This window comes from Alteromonas sp. G4i13 (assembly GCF_054960505.1).
The window spans coordinates 1-18,484 of the sequence record NZ_JBHNYX010000065.1 but is presented as its reverse complement, the minus strand read 5'-3'; the positions used below and the strand labels follow the sequence as shown (position 1 = coordinate 18,484).

13 protein-coding genes are annotated in these 18,484 nt (G+C 43.6%); 8 read left to right on the top strand and 5 right to left on the bottom strand.

The window, feature by feature from the left end; genetic code table 11:
- Positions 1 to 64: 64 nt before the first annotated feature.
- On the bottom strand, positions 65 to 829 hold the full coding sequence (locus ACFI6J_RS20065) for an outer membrane protein assembly factor BamD (RefSeq protein ID WP_014950072.1): 765 nt from the start codon (positions 827 to 829) through the stop codon (positions 65 to 67).
- Positions 830 to 1,015: 186 nt separating this feature from the next.
- Here ACFI6J_RS20065 and rluD point away from each other — a divergent pair, with 186 nt between their 5' ends.
- The 5 genes from rluD to ACFI6J_RS20040 all read left to right on the top strand — a co-directional run bounded on the left by rluD (position 1,016) and on the right by ACFI6J_RS20040 (position 7,457).
- Complete coding sequence (gene rluD, locus ACFI6J_RS20060) at positions 1,016 to 1,999, top strand: 23S rRNA pseudouridine(1911/1915/1917) synthase RluD (RefSeq protein ID WP_014950071.1); 984 nt, start codon at positions 1,016 to 1,018, stop codon at positions 1,997 to 1,999.
- 16 nt (positions 2,000 to 2,015) lie between these two features.
- Positions 2,016 to 2,771: a peptidoglycan editing factor PgeF gene (pgeF, locus tag ACFI6J_RS20055; protein ID WP_061486138.1), complete on the top strand. Its 756-nt coding sequence runs from the start codon at positions 2,016 to 2,018 to the stop codon at positions 2,769 to 2,771.
- A gap of 249 nt (positions 2,772 to 3,020) precedes the next feature.
- Positions 3,021 to 5,597 (top strand): ATP-dependent chaperone ClpB, encoded by a 2,577-nt coding sequence (clpB, locus tag ACFI6J_RS20050; RefSeq protein ID WP_014950068.1) that lies wholly within the window; start codon positions 3,021 to 3,023, stop codon positions 5,595 to 5,597.
- Positions 5,598 to 5,828: 231 nt separating this feature from the next.
- Positions 5,829 to 6,149, top strand: coding sequence for a hypothetical protein (locus ACFI6J_RS20045; protein ID WP_039228260.1), 321 nt, complete (start codon positions 5,829 to 5,831; stop codon positions 6,147 to 6,149).
- Between the two features lie 180 nt (positions 6,150 to 6,329).
- The gene (locus ACFI6J_RS20040) at positions 6,330 to 7,457 is read left to right on the top strand and encodes a DcaP family trimeric outer membrane transporter (protein WP_014976971.1); all 1,128 of its coding nucleotides are present in this window, start codon (positions 6,330 to 6,332) and stop codon (positions 7,455 to 7,457) included.
- A gap of 62 nt (positions 7,458 to 7,519) precedes the next feature.
- Here the strand turns inward: ACFI6J_RS20040 and ACFI6J_RS20035 are convergent, their stop codons facing one another.
- Complete coding sequence (locus ACFI6J_RS20035) at positions 7,520 to 8,425, bottom strand: LysR family transcriptional regulator (RefSeq protein WP_348669000.1); 906 nt, start codon at positions 8,423 to 8,425, stop codon at positions 7,520 to 7,522.
- Positions 8,426 to 8,585: 160 nt separating this feature from the next.
- Here ACFI6J_RS20035 and ACFI6J_RS20030 point away from each other — a divergent pair, with 160 nt between their 5' ends.
- A complete protein-coding gene (locus tag ACFI6J_RS20030) occupies positions 8,586 to 10,295 on the top strand; it encodes an L-lactate permease (RefSeq protein WP_156086636.1) in 1,710 nt (569 codons plus the stop codon).
- 37 nt (positions 10,296 to 10,332) lie between these two features.
- Positions 10,333 to 12,036 (top strand): D-lactate dehydrogenase, encoded by a 1,704-nt coding sequence (dld, locus tag ACFI6J_RS20025; protein ID WP_252118757.1) that lies wholly within the window; start codon positions 10,333 to 10,335, stop codon positions 12,034 to 12,036.
- 18 nt (positions 12,037 to 12,054) lie between these two features.
- Here dld and prsT read toward each other — a convergent pair whose 3' ends face one another.
- From prsT to xdp1 (ACFI6J_RS20010), 3 genes are all read right to left on the bottom strand, one after another.
- Positions 12,055 to 14,868 carry an XrtA/PEP-CTERM system TPR-repeat protein PrsT gene (prsT, locus tag ACFI6J_RS20020; protein WP_156086635.1) on the bottom strand — a complete coding sequence of 938 codons (2,814 nt, stop codon included), beginning with the start codon at positions 14,866 to 14,868 and terminating at the stop codon, positions 12,055 to 12,057.
- Positions 14,869 to 14,973: 105 nt separating this feature from the next.
- Positions 14,974 to 15,840, bottom strand: a complete 867-nt coding sequence (xdp1, locus tag ACFI6J_RS20015) for an exosortase-dependent surface protein XDP1 (protein WP_014979757.1) — start codon at positions 15,838 to 15,840, stop codon at positions 14,974 to 14,976.
- 182 nt (positions 15,841 to 16,022) lie between these two features.
- Positions 16,023 to 16,958, bottom strand: coding sequence for an exosortase-dependent surface protein XDP1 (gene xdp1 / locus ACFI6J_RS20010; RefSeq protein WP_156086634.1), 936 nt, complete (start codon positions 16,956 to 16,958; stop codon positions 16,023 to 16,025).
- A 376-nt stretch (positions 16,959 to 17,334) separates the two neighbouring features.
- Between xdp1 (ACFI6J_RS20010) and pssA the strand changes: the two genes are divergently transcribed.
- Positions 17,335 to 18,138 carry a CDP-diacylglycerol--serine O-phosphatidyltransferase gene (gene pssA, locus ACFI6J_RS20005; RefSeq protein WP_014950059.1) on the top strand — a complete coding sequence of 268 codons (804 nt, stop codon included), beginning with the start codon at positions 17,335 to 17,337 and terminating at the stop codon, positions 18,136 to 18,138.
- Positions 18,139 to 18,484: the final 346 nt, after the last annotated feature.

The window sequence follows — 18,484 nt, the reverse complement described above, 5'->3', positions numbered from 1 at the left end:
AAACGCACAAATGTGCGTTTTTTTATTGGTTGCATAAAGCTCTAGCAAAACAGAATAGCCAAATCTAGCTAATAAATTCGCTGTCAGGGTAGTTAAGCTTTAGTGTCTTCATCGCATTGTTACGCAATTCATCTAGGCCAAGCTGCTCATAACTTGAAACCATAATTTCGAGTGCTTGTTGCACTTGAGTGGTATTCGGGAAGTGCTCTATAACATAGCGACCACGGTTTGCTGCAGCGACATAAGCCTGGCGTCTCATGTAGAAACGTGCAATAGCGATTTCATAGCGAGCCAAGCGGTCTTTAATATGAACCATGCGCTGTTTCGCATCTGCGGCATATTTGCTATCTGGATATTGTTGAATCAGTCTACGGAAATCTTCAAACGCAGCACGAGACTTCGACGGGTCTCTATCCGTACGGTCAATATTCATTAACTCTTGGAAAAGGTTGCTATCTGATTCCATGTTAGTTAATCCACGCATGTAATACGCGTAATCAACATCTGAATGGTTTGGGTTCAGACGAATAAATCTGTCGATAGTGGCAAGCGTTTCTTCGTTTTTACCTGACTTATAATAGCTATAAATAAGGTCTAGCTGTACCTGATGGGATAGGGGACCGAACGGGTAGCGCGAATCTAGCGCGCTTAACGTTTGTGCTGCAGCGCTGAAGTTACCTACTTCCATGCTCTGCTTTGCTCTGTCGTACAGTTGCTGCGCACCCATGTTAGCTAATACGGCTTTTTCTTCATTATCTGAAGAGCTACATCCTGCGACAGATACCATAGCACCCAATAAAACGGGGGCCAGTAGACGAAATGATTTCATAATAATTCTATTTTCCTGCTAAACAGTTTTAATACTTCGCTGTCTAAGCTCATGTGTTAAACAACAACACTTTAATTGCATTCTAACGTACTAACGATGAGAAAAACCATACAAAAACGTAAACAAGGCAGTGTACAGCGTGAATACTTGTTATAATACCCTTTTTTAGACGTAATCAATGGTGTTATGACACAGTCGCCGAACACAATACAATTAGAAGCTTCAACGGAAGCTGCGCATTTTGGTTTACGGTTAGATCAGGTTTTGGCTGATTTGTTCCCTGAATATTCTCGTTCTAAGTTAAAAACTTGGATCCAAGATGGGAATGTTGCTGTAAACGGTGAAGTAATCACCGTGCCTCGCCACAAAATGCAAATGGATGAACTTGTTACTGTACAGGCCGAAATGGATGTACAAGTAACGAGCGAAGCGCAAGACATCGCGTTAAACATTGTTTATGAAGATGAACACATCCTAGTCATAAACAAACCTGCAGATTTAGTTGTGCATCCAGGTGCAGGAAACCCAAGCGGTACCGTGCTAAATGCCTTGTTAAATCATTGTCCAGAGATAGACAAAGTTCCACGTGCGGGCATTGTCCATCGCCTTGACAAAGACACGACGGGGTTAATGGTAGTAGCAAAAACAATTCCTGCTCAAACGCATCTTGTTGACCAACTTCAACGTCGAGAAATGAGTCGTGAATATGAAGCCGTTGCCTTAGGTACGATGGTCGCTGGTGGTATTGTAGATGCGCCTATTGGTAGACACGCAACAAAACGTACGCATATGGCAGTACGTGAAATGGGCAAGCCAGCGGTCACTCATTTTCGTGTTATCGAAAAATTTCGCGCATACACGCACCTGCGTTTGAAGCTTGAAACTGGCCGTACGCACCAAATCCGCGTACACATGGCCCACATTAAGCATCCTTTGCTTGGCGACCAAGTTTATGGCGGGCGTCCTCGTCTTCCTAAAGGGGCGTCAGAAGAATTTATCGCTGCGCTTCGCGGATTCCAACGTCAGGCGTTGCACGCCGCACAGCTCTCGCTGTTTCACCCTGAAACGGAAGAGTGGATGACGTGGAAAGCTCCCCTACCTCAAGATATGCAGGACTTGCTTAAAGCCGTGAAAAAGGACACCGCGGACAATCCACAAGATATGCTTTAATGAGTAAGGCGAACTTATGACATTGTCATCTGCAAATTCACCTATATCATCCACGCTGGATTTGATTACTCCAGCGTGGTCATGTCCCGCAAATGTTGTTGCATACACAACGACAAGAATGGGAGGTACAAGCATAGGTGATTTTGCAGGTTTAAACGTTGGCGCCCACGTGGGGGACGACCTCCTACTAGTAAAAGCCAATAGAAGCCTGATTCCACATAGTGAAAAGATCACATGGTTGGAGCAAGTGCACAGCAACCGCGTGGTGTCATTGCCGAGCGCAGATACCACCGCTGATGCGTCGTATTCTTCTTCAACATCGCATTTTTGTGCGGTGATGACCGCAGACTGCGTGCCCATTTTATTGTGTGATGAAAGCGGTCAAGAAGTGGCGGCAGTACATGCTGGTTGGAAAGGTCTCGATACTAACATTATCGGAAGTGCTGTTTCACACTTTGGCAGCGAAGCAAAAAAACTCATCGCTTGGGTTGGTCCTGCAATCAGCGGGCCCTGCTACGAAGTTGATGTACAGTTGGCGAGTAAGTTTCGCCATATAGACGGTGCCATTGCCAATAGCTCTAATAGAGGGAAGTACTTATTAGATCTACCTCTAGTGGCACAGGTGCAATTGCAGCAAGCTGGCGTTGAGAGTATTACACAAAGTAACTTGTGTACTTACACTGACGAACAGCGTTTTTACTCCCATCGAAGAGCTACGCATCAAAACAAGCGCACGACTGGGCGTATAGTTAGCGTAATAGGCCTGCTTTAAATTGTTTCGAAAAAAGGCGGCAGTTTTAGTCTGATCACACAGTTGCGCTAGATCAAACTTCATACATTATTTGTTATCTTTTGGGCTAACTTTTTAATCTCATACTTGAATCGCAATTGAGCAGCCTACATAACTAGAACATAAAGAATACCATTCCGCATAGATCATTACCCACTCAGCGAGAGTTAAAATGTTCGTAATTGCGGCGTGTTACCGCAGGTATAGTTGTTCATTAATTAGGTTGAAATTATGAGACTAGATAGATTTACCAGTAAATTTCAGCTCGCAATATCCGATGCTCAATCACTCGCATTGGGGCGAGATCATCAATACATTGAACCTGTCCATTTAATGACTGCCATGCTAAATCAGCAAGGCGGGTCAGTACGCCCTTTGCTTGACCAAGCAAACATCAATGTAAATGCGCTACGCTCAGCACTGAGCCAAGCTATTGAGCGCCTACCTCGTATTGAAGGCATTGGGGGAGATGTTCAATTAAGTAAAGACAGCGGCATTTTGCTAAATCTTTGTGACAAGATAGCGCAGCAGCGAAAAGACGAATACATCACTTCAGAAATCTTTGTTCTAGCGGCGCTACAAGATAAAGGGCGCTTGGGGGAAATCCTCAAAAGCCTGAATATCACTAAAGAAGCTATTGAAAGCGCAATAGACGACATGCGTGGTGGCCAGAAGGTCACGGATCCTAATGCTGAAGATGTACGTCAGGCGCTTGAAAAATACACGACAGATTTAACCGAGCGAGCAGAACAAGGCAAGCTCGACCCGGTCATTGGTCGAGACGATGAGATTCGCCGAACTGTTCAAGTACTACAGCGTCGAACCAAAAACAACCCAGTACTCATTGGTGAGCCGGGTGTGGGTAAAACGGCTATTGTTGAAGGGTTGGCTCAGCGCATCATTAATGGCGAAGTGCCTGAGGGCTTAAAGAACAAGCGTGTTCTTGCCCTTGATATGGGCGCGTTAGTGGCGGGAGCTAAATATCGCGGTGAGTTTGAAGAACGCCTTAAAGCAGTGCTTAATGAGCTGGCTAAAGAAGAAGGCCGCGTGATCTTATTCGTTGACGAACTGCACACCATGGTAGGTGCAGGGAAGGGCGATGGAGCGATGGATGCAGGTAATATGCTTAAACCTGCGTTAGCCCGTGGTGAACTTCACTGCGTTGGTGCTACAACACTGGATGAATATCGTCAGTACATTGAAAAAGACGCAGCACTTGAACGTCGTTTCCAAAAGGTATTAGTTGAAGAACCTAGCGTTGAAGACACTATTGCTATTCTGCGTGGCTTAAAAGAGCGCTATGAGCTCCATCACTCGGTAGATATTACTGATCCCGCTATCGTTGCAGCGGCAAGTTTGTCGCATCGTTATATTAGCGACCGCCAATTACCAGACAAAGCCATTGATCTTATAGACGAGGCTGCGTCTAGCATTCGATTGCAAATAGACTCCAAGCCCGAAGAGATGGATCGTCTGGAGCGTCGTATCATCCAGCTAAAATTGGAAGAGCAAGCTCTGGCCAAAGAAACAGATGATGCGAGTCATAAGCGACTTGAGATGATTGAGCTAGAGCGTGAGCAAGCGGAAACCAAGTACGCAGAGCTTGAGAAAGTGTGGCTGGATGAGAAAGACGCCATGCAGGGCACTCAAACCATTAAAGGGGAGCTTGAGCAGGCTAAACTTGACTTGGAGATAGCGCGACGTGCATCTGATTTGAATCGTATGTCGGAACTTCAGTACGGCCGTATTCCAGAGCTTGAAGCAAAGTTAGAGCAAGCGGCTGAAAACGAAACTCGCGAGACGACGTTACTTAAAAATAAAGTGACGGACGTTGAAATTGCAGATGTGCTTTCGCGATGGACGGGTATACCTGTAGCGCGAATGCTTGAGGGCGAGCGTGAGAAGTTGTTGCGTATGGAAGACGTACTTCACAAACGGGTTGTTGGACAAGAAGAAGCGGTTGAAGCTGTTTCAAACGCAATTCGCCGTTCACGTGCTGGGCTTGCGGATCCAAACCGACCTATTGGCTCATTCTTATTTTTAGGGCCAACTGGCGTGGGCAAAACTGAGCTCTGCAAAGCCTTGGCAGGCTTTATGTTCGATACTGAAGATGCCATGGTGCGTATCGATATGTCAGAGTTTATGGAAAAACACTCGGTAGCACGCTTAGTGGGTGCACCTCCTGGCTATGTTGGCTACGAGGAAGGTGGCTACTTAACCGAAGCGGTGCGTCGCAAGCCATACTCGGTCATTTTGTTGGACGAGGTTGAAAAGGCACATCCAGATGTATTCAATATTCTGCTTCAAGTATTGGATGACGGCCGGTTGACTGACGGACAAGGACGCACTGTAGATTTTAAAAATACCGTTGTGATCATGACGTCCAACTTAGGTTCAGATATCATTCAAGATAAGCACAACGAAAGTCAGTATGACGATATGAAAGCGTCGGTAATGAGTGTTGTAGGGCAACACTTCAGACCGGAGTTCATCAACCGCGTCGATGATATTGTGGTATTCCATCCATTAGGGAAGGAGCAAATAAAATCTATTGCTAAAATTCAGCTTGCCTCGCTTCGCGCTAGGCTCGCAGAAAAAGGATATAAGCTTACTCTATCTGCTGCGGCTATGGATAAATTGGCGGACGCGGGTTTCGATCCAGTGTTTGGCGCACGTCCGCTTAAGCGAGCGATACAAGTGCAGGTGGAAAATCCACTCGCGCATCAATTACTTGCTGGCGAATTAATACCGGAATCAACCATACGTATTGATGCAGATGACAGCGGACTTTTCGTTGTTAGCAATTAAAACCAAAGGGCACTGGAGACAGTGCCTTTTTTATTGCCAGTAGATTCCGCGAAAGACCATTAATCGGCAGTTTCATAACAAAAAACGATTGACTAAAAAGCCACTGGTCGAATAGCGACAGATTACGCTTTCTTGTTTAATGAATTTTCTTAATACAGCCAATTAATTTTCTTGATTTAATAATGATAACGATTATCATTAACTTATTGTTGAGAGGGTTAAGAGGTTGCGATGCAGTTATATAATTCAAACGAAGCGGTAGTTTCTGCGCGCTCAATGCCCCGAGATATAGCTAAGCTTTGTGCGCATTTCATATTATGCATAATTGTGAGCGCAGTCGGTGCCATAGGTACTGGTTTTGCCGTATTTGCATTGAGTGTAAATCAAGCGACATTCTCGCCTGCAGATACTATTATGTCTGCACTTACCGTGTTTTCTTTGTCTTTGTGTTTAAGTTGGTTTTCGCAAAGTTGGGGTAAGACACTTCAATCAATATCATTACTTTCACTTATCGTGTTAGCAACAAGTAGCCTTTTATTATTTTTCTATTGAGCGATTTATGCTCAATATTCTTCATCTCTTTACAAAATTAACATTCAAAAAGTAAACCTCTGATTATGCGAATTTAGGAAAAAGTTAATATTCTAAACTCGGTTTATCCTCTGAGCACGAACGAATACATTATCCGCCCGTTAACGACATGTTAAATAGTTTCAGCTATTAGGACGAATAATGAAAACAAACAATAAATACACCCTACGCTTATCTGCTTGTGCATTAGCGCTAATTCTTAACCCTTCTCACGGCATAGAGTTGTTCAACGGGAAGGTCGGTAACGAACACGTTAAGGTTAGTGTTGGAGGTTATGCCAAAGTAGATGTCAGGCATGTTGAAGGGGATATTGCTTATCAGGATTATTGGATTGGTAATTTTCCTGGCGGGGAAGCAATAGAGACATCACACACAGGTTTCAATGTAGGAGAGTCACGCTTAAATATGGGCGTTTCTATAGGGGAAGTGAGTACTTTTATAGAAGTCGATATGTATGGCGGAGGCGGTAACGAAGCGGTAAGTAACTCTACTAACTTGCGATTACGCCACTTCTTCATCACCTATAAGAACTGGAGTGCGGGGCAAAACTGGAGCACCTTTATGCCGCTTCACGTTATTCCTGAGTCGTTAGATTTTGGTGGTCCTCATGTAGGAGAAGTGTTTGCAAGGCAAGTTCAGGTTAGATACACCTCAGGAAACTGGCAATTTGCCATCGAAAGCCCAGAGACCATTGGTGATGGTGATACCGACGCACCTGCCAATGCCGTAGGGCTTACAGGTGTAGCCGCTGACCCTGATGAGTCTACGCCCGACTTTGTTGTACGATACAATTTAGATAGTCAATATGGGCAATATGCTTTCGGCTCTGTAATACGACTTGTCGATCAAGGAGGGGTCGAAGAAGTTACAGCAGCAGTAAATATCGCAGGCAAAATACCACTTTTTGCAAAAGATGATCTACGTTTTCAATTAACCGCGGGTAAGCCCGGTCGGTATGCTGCGGCCGGCATGACTGCTGATGTTGTTGAGGATCCTGCAACTCAAACATTGGAAACGGAAAGTACGCTGGCTTATACCGTAGCGTATCGCCATTTTTGGACCGAAACTCTCCGCAGCACTGTATTTTATGGAGCAGCTAAAACAGATATTTTGGGGCGCAAACGTTCGCACTGGGCGGTGAATGTAATTGATACGGTAGCGCCGCGCCTTGATGTTGGCCTAGAGTTTGGTGCTTATTCTATCAATGATGACAATATAGACAGCATTGACTCCAATTACATCCAAGCGTCAGCTAAGTTCGCGTTTTAAGATCGCTTCAATTATGTTTAGCGCCATGTTTTTGATGTAAACAGAGATTACTTCAATGTTTATCAATAAAAATAGGCGCTTCTATTGCTAAACGCCTCTTGAAGGTAGTTGACCAGTAGCTTTAGCTTTTTGTCAGGCTGACGCGAACGAGGATAAACGGCATAAATACCCATAGTCTTAGTTACGTACTCGACAAGTAAAGGCGAAAGCGCCCCATCTTCGATATCTTCATGCACTAATGCCTTGGGAAGAAATGCTACACCCACACCTGCAATAGCGGCTTGCCTTAACGCATCCAAGTTATTTGACTGCATTCGCCCGTCAATTTGAACGTTGTGAAGCTCTCCTTCAATATGAAACGGCCAGAAGTCTGGGCCAGTGCTATCGTACTTGTAAATTAAACAATTATGTTCAGTTAAGTCGTCAGGATGATTTGGGCGGCTTTCGTTTTTAAGATATGTGGGGCTTGCGCATACTATCCATTTTGAATCTATAAGGCGTTTAGCAATAAGAGAGGAGTCCTCAAGATGTGCTGTACGAATGGCGAGATCGTAACCTTCTTCGATGATATTGGTGACGCGATTGGTAATTGCAAGCTCTACATCCACCTCTTCGTGTAAATTGCAAAACTCGGCAATTGCGCGATTTAAGACCAGTTTTGCCGATACATTGGGCATAGTAATTCGGATTTTTCCACGCACTTCATCACTGTAACCACTGACGGCATCTTCTGCGTCTTGAATGGCTAAATTGGCGATTCTCGCCTTATTGTACAGTGTTCTTCCTGCATCAGTTAAATTGAGCTTTCGTGTAGAGCGGTAAAGCAATTGAACGTTCAAATCTGACTCTAATCGTGCGATACGCTTACTTACTACAGAATTAGTTAGGTTGAGTTTTTGAGCGACCTTTGAAAAAGAGCCTTCATCAACTACGTTCACAAAAAGGATAATATCGTCTGCTTTTGCCACTATTAGTCCAAAAATGGAAATAAACTTTGTCTTTAATGCATATATATCAACACGTGAGAAATTAGTACAGTCGCATACCTAAATTTTAACCCTGCATTAACATCGATTTTCTAACGTTAGAAACTCGAATAATTAACTAATTATAATAAGAGGAAAACTCATGAATGAGATAACCCTTGGATTATTAGCATTGTTACCTATAACGCTTTCAGCAGTGCTGCTATTGGGTTTACAGTGGTCTGCGAAAAGAGCAATGCCAGTTGTATTAGCAAGTACAGCACTTATGGCACTTTTAGCATGGGATATGTCGGCAGTACGGGTGGGCGCTTCAATTCTACAAGGCTTAGTGATTACAGTATCTGTTTTGTGGATTGTATTTGGTGCAATTTTTCTGCTCAACACATTGAAATATACTGGAGCAATTGATGTTATCCGCCAGGGTTTCACCAACATTTCACCTGATAGAAGAGTCCAGGCAATAATCATTGCTTGGTGCTTCGGAACTTTTATTGAAGGTGCTTCTGGTTTTGGGACGCCGGCCGCTATAGCGGCTCCTTTGCTTGTTGCCATCGGTTTTCCTGCATTGGCTGCCGTACTTATTGGTATGATGATCCAAAGCACACCCGTCTCTTTTGGCGCAGTGGGAACGCCTATAGTCATTGGTGTAAACAAAGGCTTAGACGGCCAAGCGATCAGTCAGACTTTGCAGGCTCAAGGCTGGCAATGGGAGCAGTTTATTCAACTAATCACCTCTGAAGTGGCAATTATCCACGGAATTATTGGCTCATTTATGCCAGTTTTAATGGCTATAATGCTCACTCGCTTTTTTGGCTCCAATAAGTCTTGGCGCGAAGGGTTACAAATTCTACCTTTCGCCTTATTCGCGGGCGTCAGCTTTACCATTCCTTACGTATTTACCGGCATTGTATTAGGCCCTGAATTTCCATCGTTGATTGGAGGATTGGTGAGCTTGGCAGTGGTTGTTACTGCAGCTAAAAATGGTTTCTTGATGCCTAAAACAACATGGGATTTCCCGCCGAAAGCGTCATGGGACAAAGGTTGGCTGGGTAATTTGGAAATAAAAGCAGACGACATAACGTCACAAAAGGCCATGCATTGGGTTACGGCTTGGGTCCCTTATTTAGTTGTTGCACTTCTGCTCGTTATATCCAGAGTGTTTCCAACAATAAAAGAATTTACTACGTCGCTGACACTCTCATTTGACAACATACTGGGTGAAACGGGTGTAAGTGCATCAATCAGTCCGCTATATCTTCCTGGTGGGTTGTTGTTAATAGGTGCATTGGTTGCAGTAATCATTCAAAGTAAAAAGGTATCCAAGGGAGAAGTGTTGTTTAAGGCTTTCAATGATTCCAGCAAAACGTTGCTAAGTGCTGGTTTTGTATTGATGTTCACAATTCCTATGGTTAGGCTTTTTATTAATTCAGGTGTGAATGGCGCCGACATCGTCAGTATGCCGATAGCTGGCGCGCAATTGTTCGCCAATATGTTTGGCGAAGCTTTCCCATTAATTAGCCCTACTATTGGTGCATTAGGTGCATTTATCGCAGGCTCGAATACAGTATCAAATATGATGTTCAGCCAGTTTCAGTTCGAAGCAGCACTAAGCCTTCAATTGTCACCTGCACTAATTATCGCAGCGCAAGCCGTTGGGGCGGCTGCCGGAAATATGATTGCAATACACAATGTTGTAGCTGCCTCGGCAACGGTAGGATTAATGGGGCAAGAGGGAGCTACTTTAAGAAAGACTGTTATCCCAACTATATATTACGTTGCATTTGCAGGTATTTTAGTATGGTTGGGGGTTTATGTGTTTGACGTCGGCGGTCCATTAGTCGGCACAAACTAATTTTTAATACGCATTGCACTGTTCTAAGGAGTTATACATGCAAACAACCCCAATTATTGACGCTTTTAAACGCGTACTCGGGGAAAGCAATCTTGCCGTAGGAACGCGCCAAACTGAGCACTATCGCAAGGGGTGGCGGTCAGGCGAGGGCGAAGCATTGGCTGTACTTTTTCCACATACGCTAATGCAATATTGGGAAGTGCTAAAGGTTTGCGTTGAATATAACTGCATCATTATTATGCAGGCCGCGAAAACCGGCTTGACCGAAGGCTCAACGCCAAGTGGAAGCGACTACGATAGACCAGTGGTGGTTATAAATACGTTAGCAATGGACGATATTGTTCTGGTTAACGACGGAACGCAAGTATTGAGCTTTCCGGGAGCAACACTGTTCAAACTTGAAAAGGCGTTAAAGCCACTCGGGCGTGCGCCTCACTCTGTAATTGGGTCGTCATGCCTAGGTGCGTCTATTGTCGGTGGTGTTGCAAACAACTCAGGTGGGGCACTTGTCAAAAGGGGACCTGCCTATACTGAGTTATCGCTGTTCGCTCAGGTGGATAAAAGCGGAGAGCTAAAGCTTGTTAATCACCTAGGGATAGATTTAGGCGACACGCCGGAAGAAATTATCGGAAACCTTTCTTCTGGCAACTTTCCAAAATCTCTACCTGAAACCAGTATGAAAGCGTCGGCAAGTGATTATGAACACATCGTTAGAGACGTAAATGCTGATACGCCGAGCCGCTTTAATGCCGATCCAACACGGCTTTACGAAGCCAGTGGATGCGCAGGTAAAATTGCTGTTTTCGCGGTGCGCTTAGACACATTCGAAGTGCCTAATAAAGAACAAACGTTTTATATCGGTACGAATGATGCCTCTGTACTTACTCGTATTCGAAGAGACATACTGACTCAATGTAAAAACGTTCCTGAGGTGGGTGAATATCTTCATAGAGAAATGTTCGATATTGCAGATGTTTACGGAAAAGATACCATCATAAGTATTCAGCGTTTGGGAACTGACTCGCTACCTAAAATGTTTGCACTCAAAGGGCGGGTGGATGCCGTGCTCAACAAGTTACCTCTGCTTCCTCCTTACCTAAGCGATAGATTGATGCAGTTCGGTAGTAAGTTCTTTTCTGACCAAATACCCTCGAGTATAAGAACCTACCGCGACAAGTACGAGCATCATCTAATCCTTAAAATGAGCGATGGTGGCATCGAAGAGGTTAAAACGCTTTTGGCCAAGCTGTTTAACGAAGAGAAGCTAGATGGTGACTTCATTACTTGTAATGAAGAAGAAGCGTCTAAGGCGTTTTTATTACGTTTTGCTGCAGCTGGCGCCGCGGTTCGCTATCAAACGTTACACCATAAGCAAGTAGGAGACATCTTAGCATTGGACATCGCATTGCGCCGCAACGATGATTTATGGGTAGAGAACCTGCCTGAGCACATCGCCAAACACGTTGAAAAGTCACTTTATTATGGACATTTTTTCTGCCATGTCTTTCATCAAGATTACATACTAAAAAAAGGCAGCGACGCCAAAAAAGTAAAAGCAGATATGTTGGCACTATTAGACAGTCGTGGCGCTAAGTATCCTGCTGAACACAATGTAGGTCATTTGTATGAAGCCGAAAGTAACTTGCAGAAATTTTACAAAGACTTAGATCCAACCAATACGTTTAACCCTGGTATTGGCAAAATGGAAAAGCACAAACGCAATTGTTCGTGCTGCCTTTAGCTGCATGCGAAGAGAGCCTTATAGGCTCTCTAATAGCGTTCTTGCTTGAGGACGCTTAAAGAAAGGGCGTTCCACTTTTACTGCATATTCTAACTCTTTTTTCGCCTCTTCAATTCTATTGAGCTTGGCTAGCGTGTAGCCCAGATGATAGCGAATATTTGGGTCGTTGGCGTCTCTGGCGAACGCATCCCTCAGCATTTTAAGGCTGCCTTCATAGTCTCCTTGTAGCGCTTTGATGTGACCGTAGGTATCCAATATTTTTGCTGAGTTTGGTTGAAGCTCGTAGGCCTGACGTGCATAGTTTTTTGCAGTGACTAGCGATTCCTCGATATGCATGATCGCTAGGCGATTGTAAGCCTCAGCAGGGTTGAGTAAGTTTGGTTGCTCAACAAGTTCCTTGTAAAGCGCTATCGACTCATCGAACTCTTGAATAAAGAATAAGTATTGCGCCAACAGGTTTTTTGCCAGCAGATTGTTTTCATTCTCGCTCACCAGCTTTCTTGCCGTATTCAAAAATACATCTACAAACTGATCGTTCAGTGCGTAGTTGTAAATGGCAACAAAAGCCTGTGCAAAAGAAGCGTCGACTTCTAGCGCTTTTTCGAAAGCGTTAATCGCACTTTCATCATTACCTTTATTCGCAGCTAATCTTCCTTTTAGAAAATGGTAAACCGGGTTTTGCTGCTGGTTTGCAGGAACTGTCGCCAACAACGACTGTGCTTTATCGTTTTTCTGTAAATCTAACAACAAACTTGTATAGCGCAGGGTAACAAATGTGCTTGTGTTTGCTATGTCGTGTGCGCGAGCCATGGCGTTTAACGCGCCCTCGCTATCACCAATGTTTCGGGCTTGGTCGGCATAGGCAATTAATTTACCCGCGTCGTCGTTAATAAAGTTTCTTACAATGCTAAGTGTTTTTTCGGCATCGGCACGTTGATTATTCCCTAACTGAAGCGCAGCTTTACGAAGGAGGTAGTCAGCATTGTCGAAGTCATCTTTAATTAGCAGGTCTAAGTGATACAGGGCATTCTTAATGTCGCCTTGTTGCTGATACAAAGAGGAAACGCGTTCCCTAGCACCGCTATTCGACGGCGTAAGTGTTAGTAAATCGAGATAGATTTGCTTTGCTTCATCTACCTTGCCTGCTTTGGTCAGGTTAAACGCTTTTAGCATCAGCGTTTCATTATGCTGCGGTGAGAAAGTAAGAAGTTCTTCAATCAATTGATTAGAAGTTTCTACGTTGCCTAAGCGGCTTTCAGTAGCCGCCAAATTAAATTTTGCAGGAAAAAGGGTAGGGTTCTGTGCCAGCGCCTTTTCGATATTGGTTTTAGCTTCTTCTAACTGACCTTGTCTTATCAAGATGCCGGCTTTTAAGTTGTACACTTCAGCTTCGTCAGGATAAAGTTCACTTAGCAGGTTTGCGCCTTTTAAAGCATTATCAAACTGCTGGGCTTGTAAATTCATTAATGAATAAGTGAATAGAAACCCCGCGTTATCTTTGTAGGTCGGCAAATTCTTTTCAAGAATTGATAGTGCTTCGTCCTGCTTACCTCTGGCAGCCATTAATTTAATCTTGAAAAGCTGAAGCTTGTTCTCATTAGGGTATTTGTATTCAAGATTTTGCAGTAGGCGTTCAGCCTTGAATGCTTTGTTTTGGCGAATAAATAAGTCACCCAGAAGCAGCGCTGAGTCAGGGTCTTCCATTAACGCATCCTGATGACGTTCAAGCAGCGCAAGCGCTTGTTTGTCTTGCTGTGTTGCCATATAGACTTGACTTAGCATTAATACTGCCTGCAGGTCATCAGGCTCCTGCTGCAAGTAAGCATTAAAGTCCTTTGCGGCTGTTTCCATGTTGTTGTTAAAGAAGTTCGTTAAACCACTTATATATAACAACATCGGTTGAGAGGTTATCAGCTCAGGGTCAAGCTGCGCCATGAAGTCGTTAAGTTCTTTTAGCTTTGCATTATCAATAGCTTGCTGGTTGTCTCTACTTTGTAGCCAGCTGTTGAGTAATATGGCTAGCGGATCGTTCGGCGTGTCCTCAATGATCTCATCAACAAAAAGCTTTGCGGTATCGTAGTCTTTTGCTTCTAAGTACAAGTCTACAAGGTTACGTAGCGCAATAGGATCGTCGCGGTTAAACGTCAATGCTTTTTGTAAATGCGCGGTTGCTGCGTCAGTATCTCCCTGTCGATAAGCAAGCTGGCCCTTCAATCGCCATGTTATTGCGTTTTCTGGTTCTAACGACATGGCTTTATCGATAAGAGAATTTGCTTTAGATAAGTCTTCATTTTGAAGGGCAATTGAGGCTAAGCCGTTTATAGCTGGCACGAAGTTAGGTGTGCGTGAGACTATGGTGCTATAGTCGCGTAAGGCGCATAGCTCGTCTTCCAGTCTAGTGCACGCAGTTGCACGAATCATTAACCACTCGCGCTCTGCCTCTCCCGACAGTTTGTTTAAATCGGCAAAATCGACAATCTCTTTATATCTGTTCAAGAACAGCCAAGTGTTGCCAAGCGGTTCTGCCAGAAGGTTAATGTCAGCACCCATTTCAAGTGCTTCTACGAACTCCATTTCGGCCGCGGTTAGGTAGCCGTTTATAAGCAGTATTTCACCCATTAGTATCTTTGCAGCTAGATTTTCAGGGTCTTTCTGTAAGCTGTTTTTAAGGTGGATATAGGCTTCGTCGTATTCGTTTTGATTAAACGCGGTCAGTGCTTTTTCGTAGTCTTCTGACGTAGAAGCAAAACTGTTAAAAGCGATTAATGATGAGGCAACTGCAGAGACAATAGCGCGTTGTACAACACGCTTTTTATTATTAAAAAAATCCATATATACCTTCGAAACTTAGCCTAGCCGCTGGCTTAAAAATAGCATAAAAAAAGGTGGCCTAAGCCACCTTCTAAAGATACGTGTTTTCTATGCGTTTTTAAACAATTAAACGCGGCGCTTACGTCTATAAAGAACAAGACCTAAACCCAACCCCATCAGTGCTAGGGCGCCAGGCTCACTAACTTCTGCGGTTGGTTGAGTCATTGACACACCAATGGAAGACAGTTTTAATTGTACGCTGTTAAAGTTACTCTTAGCGTTATCGTCGAAAATGGTATTGTATGCACCTATTAACCAGTATTTTGCACTACCAGTTAGCTTCGTAAATGTTGATTCGTACAAACCGTTTGAGCCTTTTGAACCTACGCCATAGTGACCTAGTGTATTCTCAACAATAGCGCTTGTAACAGTGTTCCAAGTTGAGTTGGCTCCGCTCTCAAATGCCGCAATACTATTAAGACCCGCAACAGTAACTTCTTTACTATCATTGTCGCCGACTACCCAAGTGAAGGCTGCATTTTCAAGAGTCACTGACTCGCTAAATGACAGTAAGAACATATCAAAATCTCTGCCACCGCCGTCACCGCTATTATCAACTGCGTGACTATCACCTCCCCAAGAATAATCACTATTTTTAATTCCGTAGCCAACGTGTCTATTTGCTAAAGTACAACCATTATTACCAAGCGTACAGTTCCACCAACCTTGAATATTGCCCTGGGCAAGTTTGTCGTCGGCGTGTCCTGCAGAGTTTGACCAAGCAGTGATTCCTACATCAACTGTAACGCCGTTGATCTCGATTGAGGTATTGCTGTTTTGCGCATTGGTCGTTTGTGAGTAATTAGCGCTGCCATTAGAATTGGCGAGTGTGTATTGTGCATCATACTTTGCACTGTTGAGGCTTGAATCTGTAGCGAAAACTGATGAACTAACAGCAAGTAATAGTATTGTCAGCGATGTAGAAAACTTCATATTTTGAACTACCCAAAAAGCAAAATTAGATGATTATTTCTAATGTTAAGCTTATTTCGTGCCAGTTTGTTTAAGTTTATGATTTTTAAGTTAATGTTACAATTTGAAAAGGGACGATATGAGAGAGGGTAAAAAAAACTGACAGATTTTCCAACCTGTCAGTGATCTAAAGTCTAATTTCTTCAAATGGATTTTTTGCGACGCCACATCACGAGAAGTGAACAAGCCATGAGTAAGCCAATGGTGCCAGGTTCAGAAACTTCTGTTGGCGTTGGCGTACCGGCAGACTCTGTTACAGAGAAGCCAACATTAGCAAGCTTAAAGGCATCATTACCTACATGGCCGCCAATATTTCCGAATACGGTGTTATAAGCGCCAACCAACCAATATTGAGCGGACTCAGTGAAAGTAAAGTCAGCGCGGTGATCTAAATATTCACAGTTTTCAATATCAAATGAGGCTGAAGTTAAGGCGTTAGCGACAATATCGCTCCACGTGTTAACACCTGAGGTTAGTTTCGAAGTATTACTTAGTGCTGCAACAGATACTTGGCTGTCGCGGCCACTGTAAAGCCATGAAAAACTTGCGCCCGTTAGTGTCACCGCAGAGTCGAAAGATAACAACACGAAGTCATAGTCACGTTCTACGTTAGTCATACCACTATAATAAGCGTTCGCGCTACCTTGAGAGTAATAGTTGATATTGTCAATAGCGTGGTCAGCGTCGCCACGATAGTATGCTTCATCGTTGTTTGTTATGCCGTAAGCCCATTTATCTGAGATTTTTTCTAACTTGGCGCCAACGACTGTTTCGCCGGTAACTCCTTGTGTGTCCGAAAAGGCGGACATATTAATATTTAATCCGTCTATTTGAACAAAGGAATTATTCGTCTGATTGGTTTGTGTCACTTTGTCATCGACTAGATCGTAGGTGTATTCTCCCAACGGAGAGTTACATACATTGCTTTGTTCGTTGCTTTGGCTCGATGACCCACAGTGAGAATAACTTTGCTTTTTATAGTAGGTAGCGAATGCTGAATTAGCACTCAGGGTAGATAGCAAAGCTGTGGAAAGTAATAGTACAGTTTGCAAAGAAAACGTTTTTTGTAGCGTTCGCATAATTGCTTTCCTATATATGAAGCGCAAAGCACTTCAAGTACACGCCGAGTGATGTGTGCGCATATTATGCGAACACAAACTTGGTAGTACCTAATTTCAACATGGACTTGTATGATATATGAACGGTGAGCTATTTAAGGTATGTAACCGTATACCTAGTTATTAGTTGTTTGTTTGATCGTGAGCATACGCGGTCCTGAATAAATAGAAGCCAAGCGCCGGCATTGTGGTAGGAGTACGTGTAATCAATGCAAAGCTAATAACGTTTTGCAACGGCGTTATGTAAAGGAACGAGGCAGCCTTTTTACTTTGCTATGCGTTCCTGCATATCTATGAAATAATTAGTGCAATTGTATATGTAGAAGTATGAGGACATATGTCTGATCAAAAACGTAAAGGGATATACTTACTTCCCAACTTATTAACAACAGCAGGGTTGTTTTCGGGTTTCTTTGCTGTGGTTTCGTCAATGAACGGCAGGTTCGAAGCCGCGGCAGTGGCTATCTTTGTTGCTATGATTTTTGATGGCTTAGATGGGCGTGTGGCAAGAATGACGAACACGCAAAGCGACTTTGGTGCCGAGTATGACTCAATGGCAGATATGGTTTCATTTGGAATGGCACCTGCACTTGTTGCTTATAATTGGGGGTTAACTGAGCTGGGCAAGTTAGGCTGGTTAGCGGCTTTTATATATGTAGCGGGTGCAGCTCTTCGTTTAGCTCGCTTCAATACGCAAGTTGGTATTGCCGATAAGCGTTTCTTCCAAGGTCTCGCAAGTCCGGCTGCTGCGGCTGTTGTCTCTGGTCTTGTATGGGTTGGAGTTGAGTATGATGCTGTTGGTACCGACTATGGTTTAATAGTTGCTGCAGTAACTGGCTTGGCAGGTTTGCTGATGGTGAGTAACTTTAAATACAATTCTTTCAAAGAAGTTAATTGGCACGGTAAGGTTCCATTTGTAGGCCTTCTTTTAGTTCTTCTGATATTCGTTGTTGTGGCAACAGAACCCGCTTTAGTATTGTTCCTTGTTTTTGCACTATATGCGTTAGCTGGACCTATCAATACGTTTCGTACCGTTGAGAAAGTAACGTTAGACGATGTAGTGGGCGACCATGAAGAAGATGCAGACTTCAATGCCGATAAAAAGAAAAGCAATGAAAGTGTAGACAATAAGCAGGAATGATCACGTGGCAATAATCAGATGTCTTCGCTCAATAATAAAGAGGATATGCCTTTTTGAGCTGATAGAATAAGGATATACAAGCGTAAACGCATGCTTAATGTACTAATAGATTAAAAAGCGACCGAACGGTCGCTTTTTTTATATTTATTTAAAAAAGGGTGTTGACGATGCTACAGGAATGCGTAGAATGCGCGCCTCCTCAACAGGGAACAGCAAAACGCTAACAACTGATGAGGATGTCAAAAACCAAGTTTAAAAATAAATAAACAAAAGTTGTTGACAAAAAAAAGATGCGCTGTAAGATACGCATCCGCTTCGGGAGAGGCAGCTAGCAAAAGCTAGTAAC

Excerpts from the sequence above, each read along its gene's own strand:
- ACFI6J_RS20065 (WP_014950072.1), bottom strand. The coding sequence starts at position 829 with ATGAAATCATTTCGTCTACTGGCCCCCGTTTTATTGGGTGCTATGGTA.
- rluD (WP_014950071.1), top strand. The coding sequence starts at position 1,016 with ATGACACAGTCGCCGAACACAATACAATTAGAAGCTTCAACGGAAGCT.
- pgeF (WP_061486138.1), top strand. The coding sequence starts at position 2,016 with ATGACATTGTCATCTGCAAATTCACCTATATCATCCACGCTGGATTTG.
- clpB (WP_014950068.1), top strand. The coding sequence starts at position 3,021 with ATGAGACTAGATAGATTTACCAGTAAATTTCAGCTCGCAATATCCGAT.
- ACFI6J_RS20045 (WP_039228260.1), top strand. The coding sequence starts at position 5,829 with ATGCAGTTATATAATTCAAACGAAGCGGTAGTTTCTGCGCGCTCAATG.
- ACFI6J_RS20040 (WP_014976971.1), top strand. The coding sequence starts at position 6,330 with ATGAAAACAAACAATAAATACACCCTACGCTTATCTGCTTGTGCATTA.
- ACFI6J_RS20030 (WP_156086636.1), top strand. The coding sequence starts at position 8,586 with ATGAATGAGATAACCCTTGGATTATTAGCATTGTTACCTATAACGCTT.
- dld (WP_252118757.1), top strand. The coding sequence starts at position 10,333 with ATGCAAACAACCCCAATTATTGACGCTTTTAAACGCGTACTCGGGGAA.
- prsT (WP_156086635.1), bottom strand. The coding sequence starts at position 14,868 with ATGGATTTTTTTAATAATAAAAAGCGTGTTGTACAACGCGCTATTGTC.
- xdp1 (WP_014979757.1), bottom strand. The coding sequence starts at position 15,840 with ATGAAGTTTTCTACATCGCTGACAATACTATTACTTGCTGTTAGTTCA.
- xdp1 (WP_156086634.1), bottom strand. The coding sequence starts at position 16,958 with ATGCGAACGCTACAAAAAACGTTTTCTTTGCAAACTGTACTATTACTT.
- pssA (WP_014950059.1), top strand. The coding sequence starts at position 17,335 with ATGTCTGATCAAAAACGTAAAGGGATATACTTACTTCCCAACTTATTA.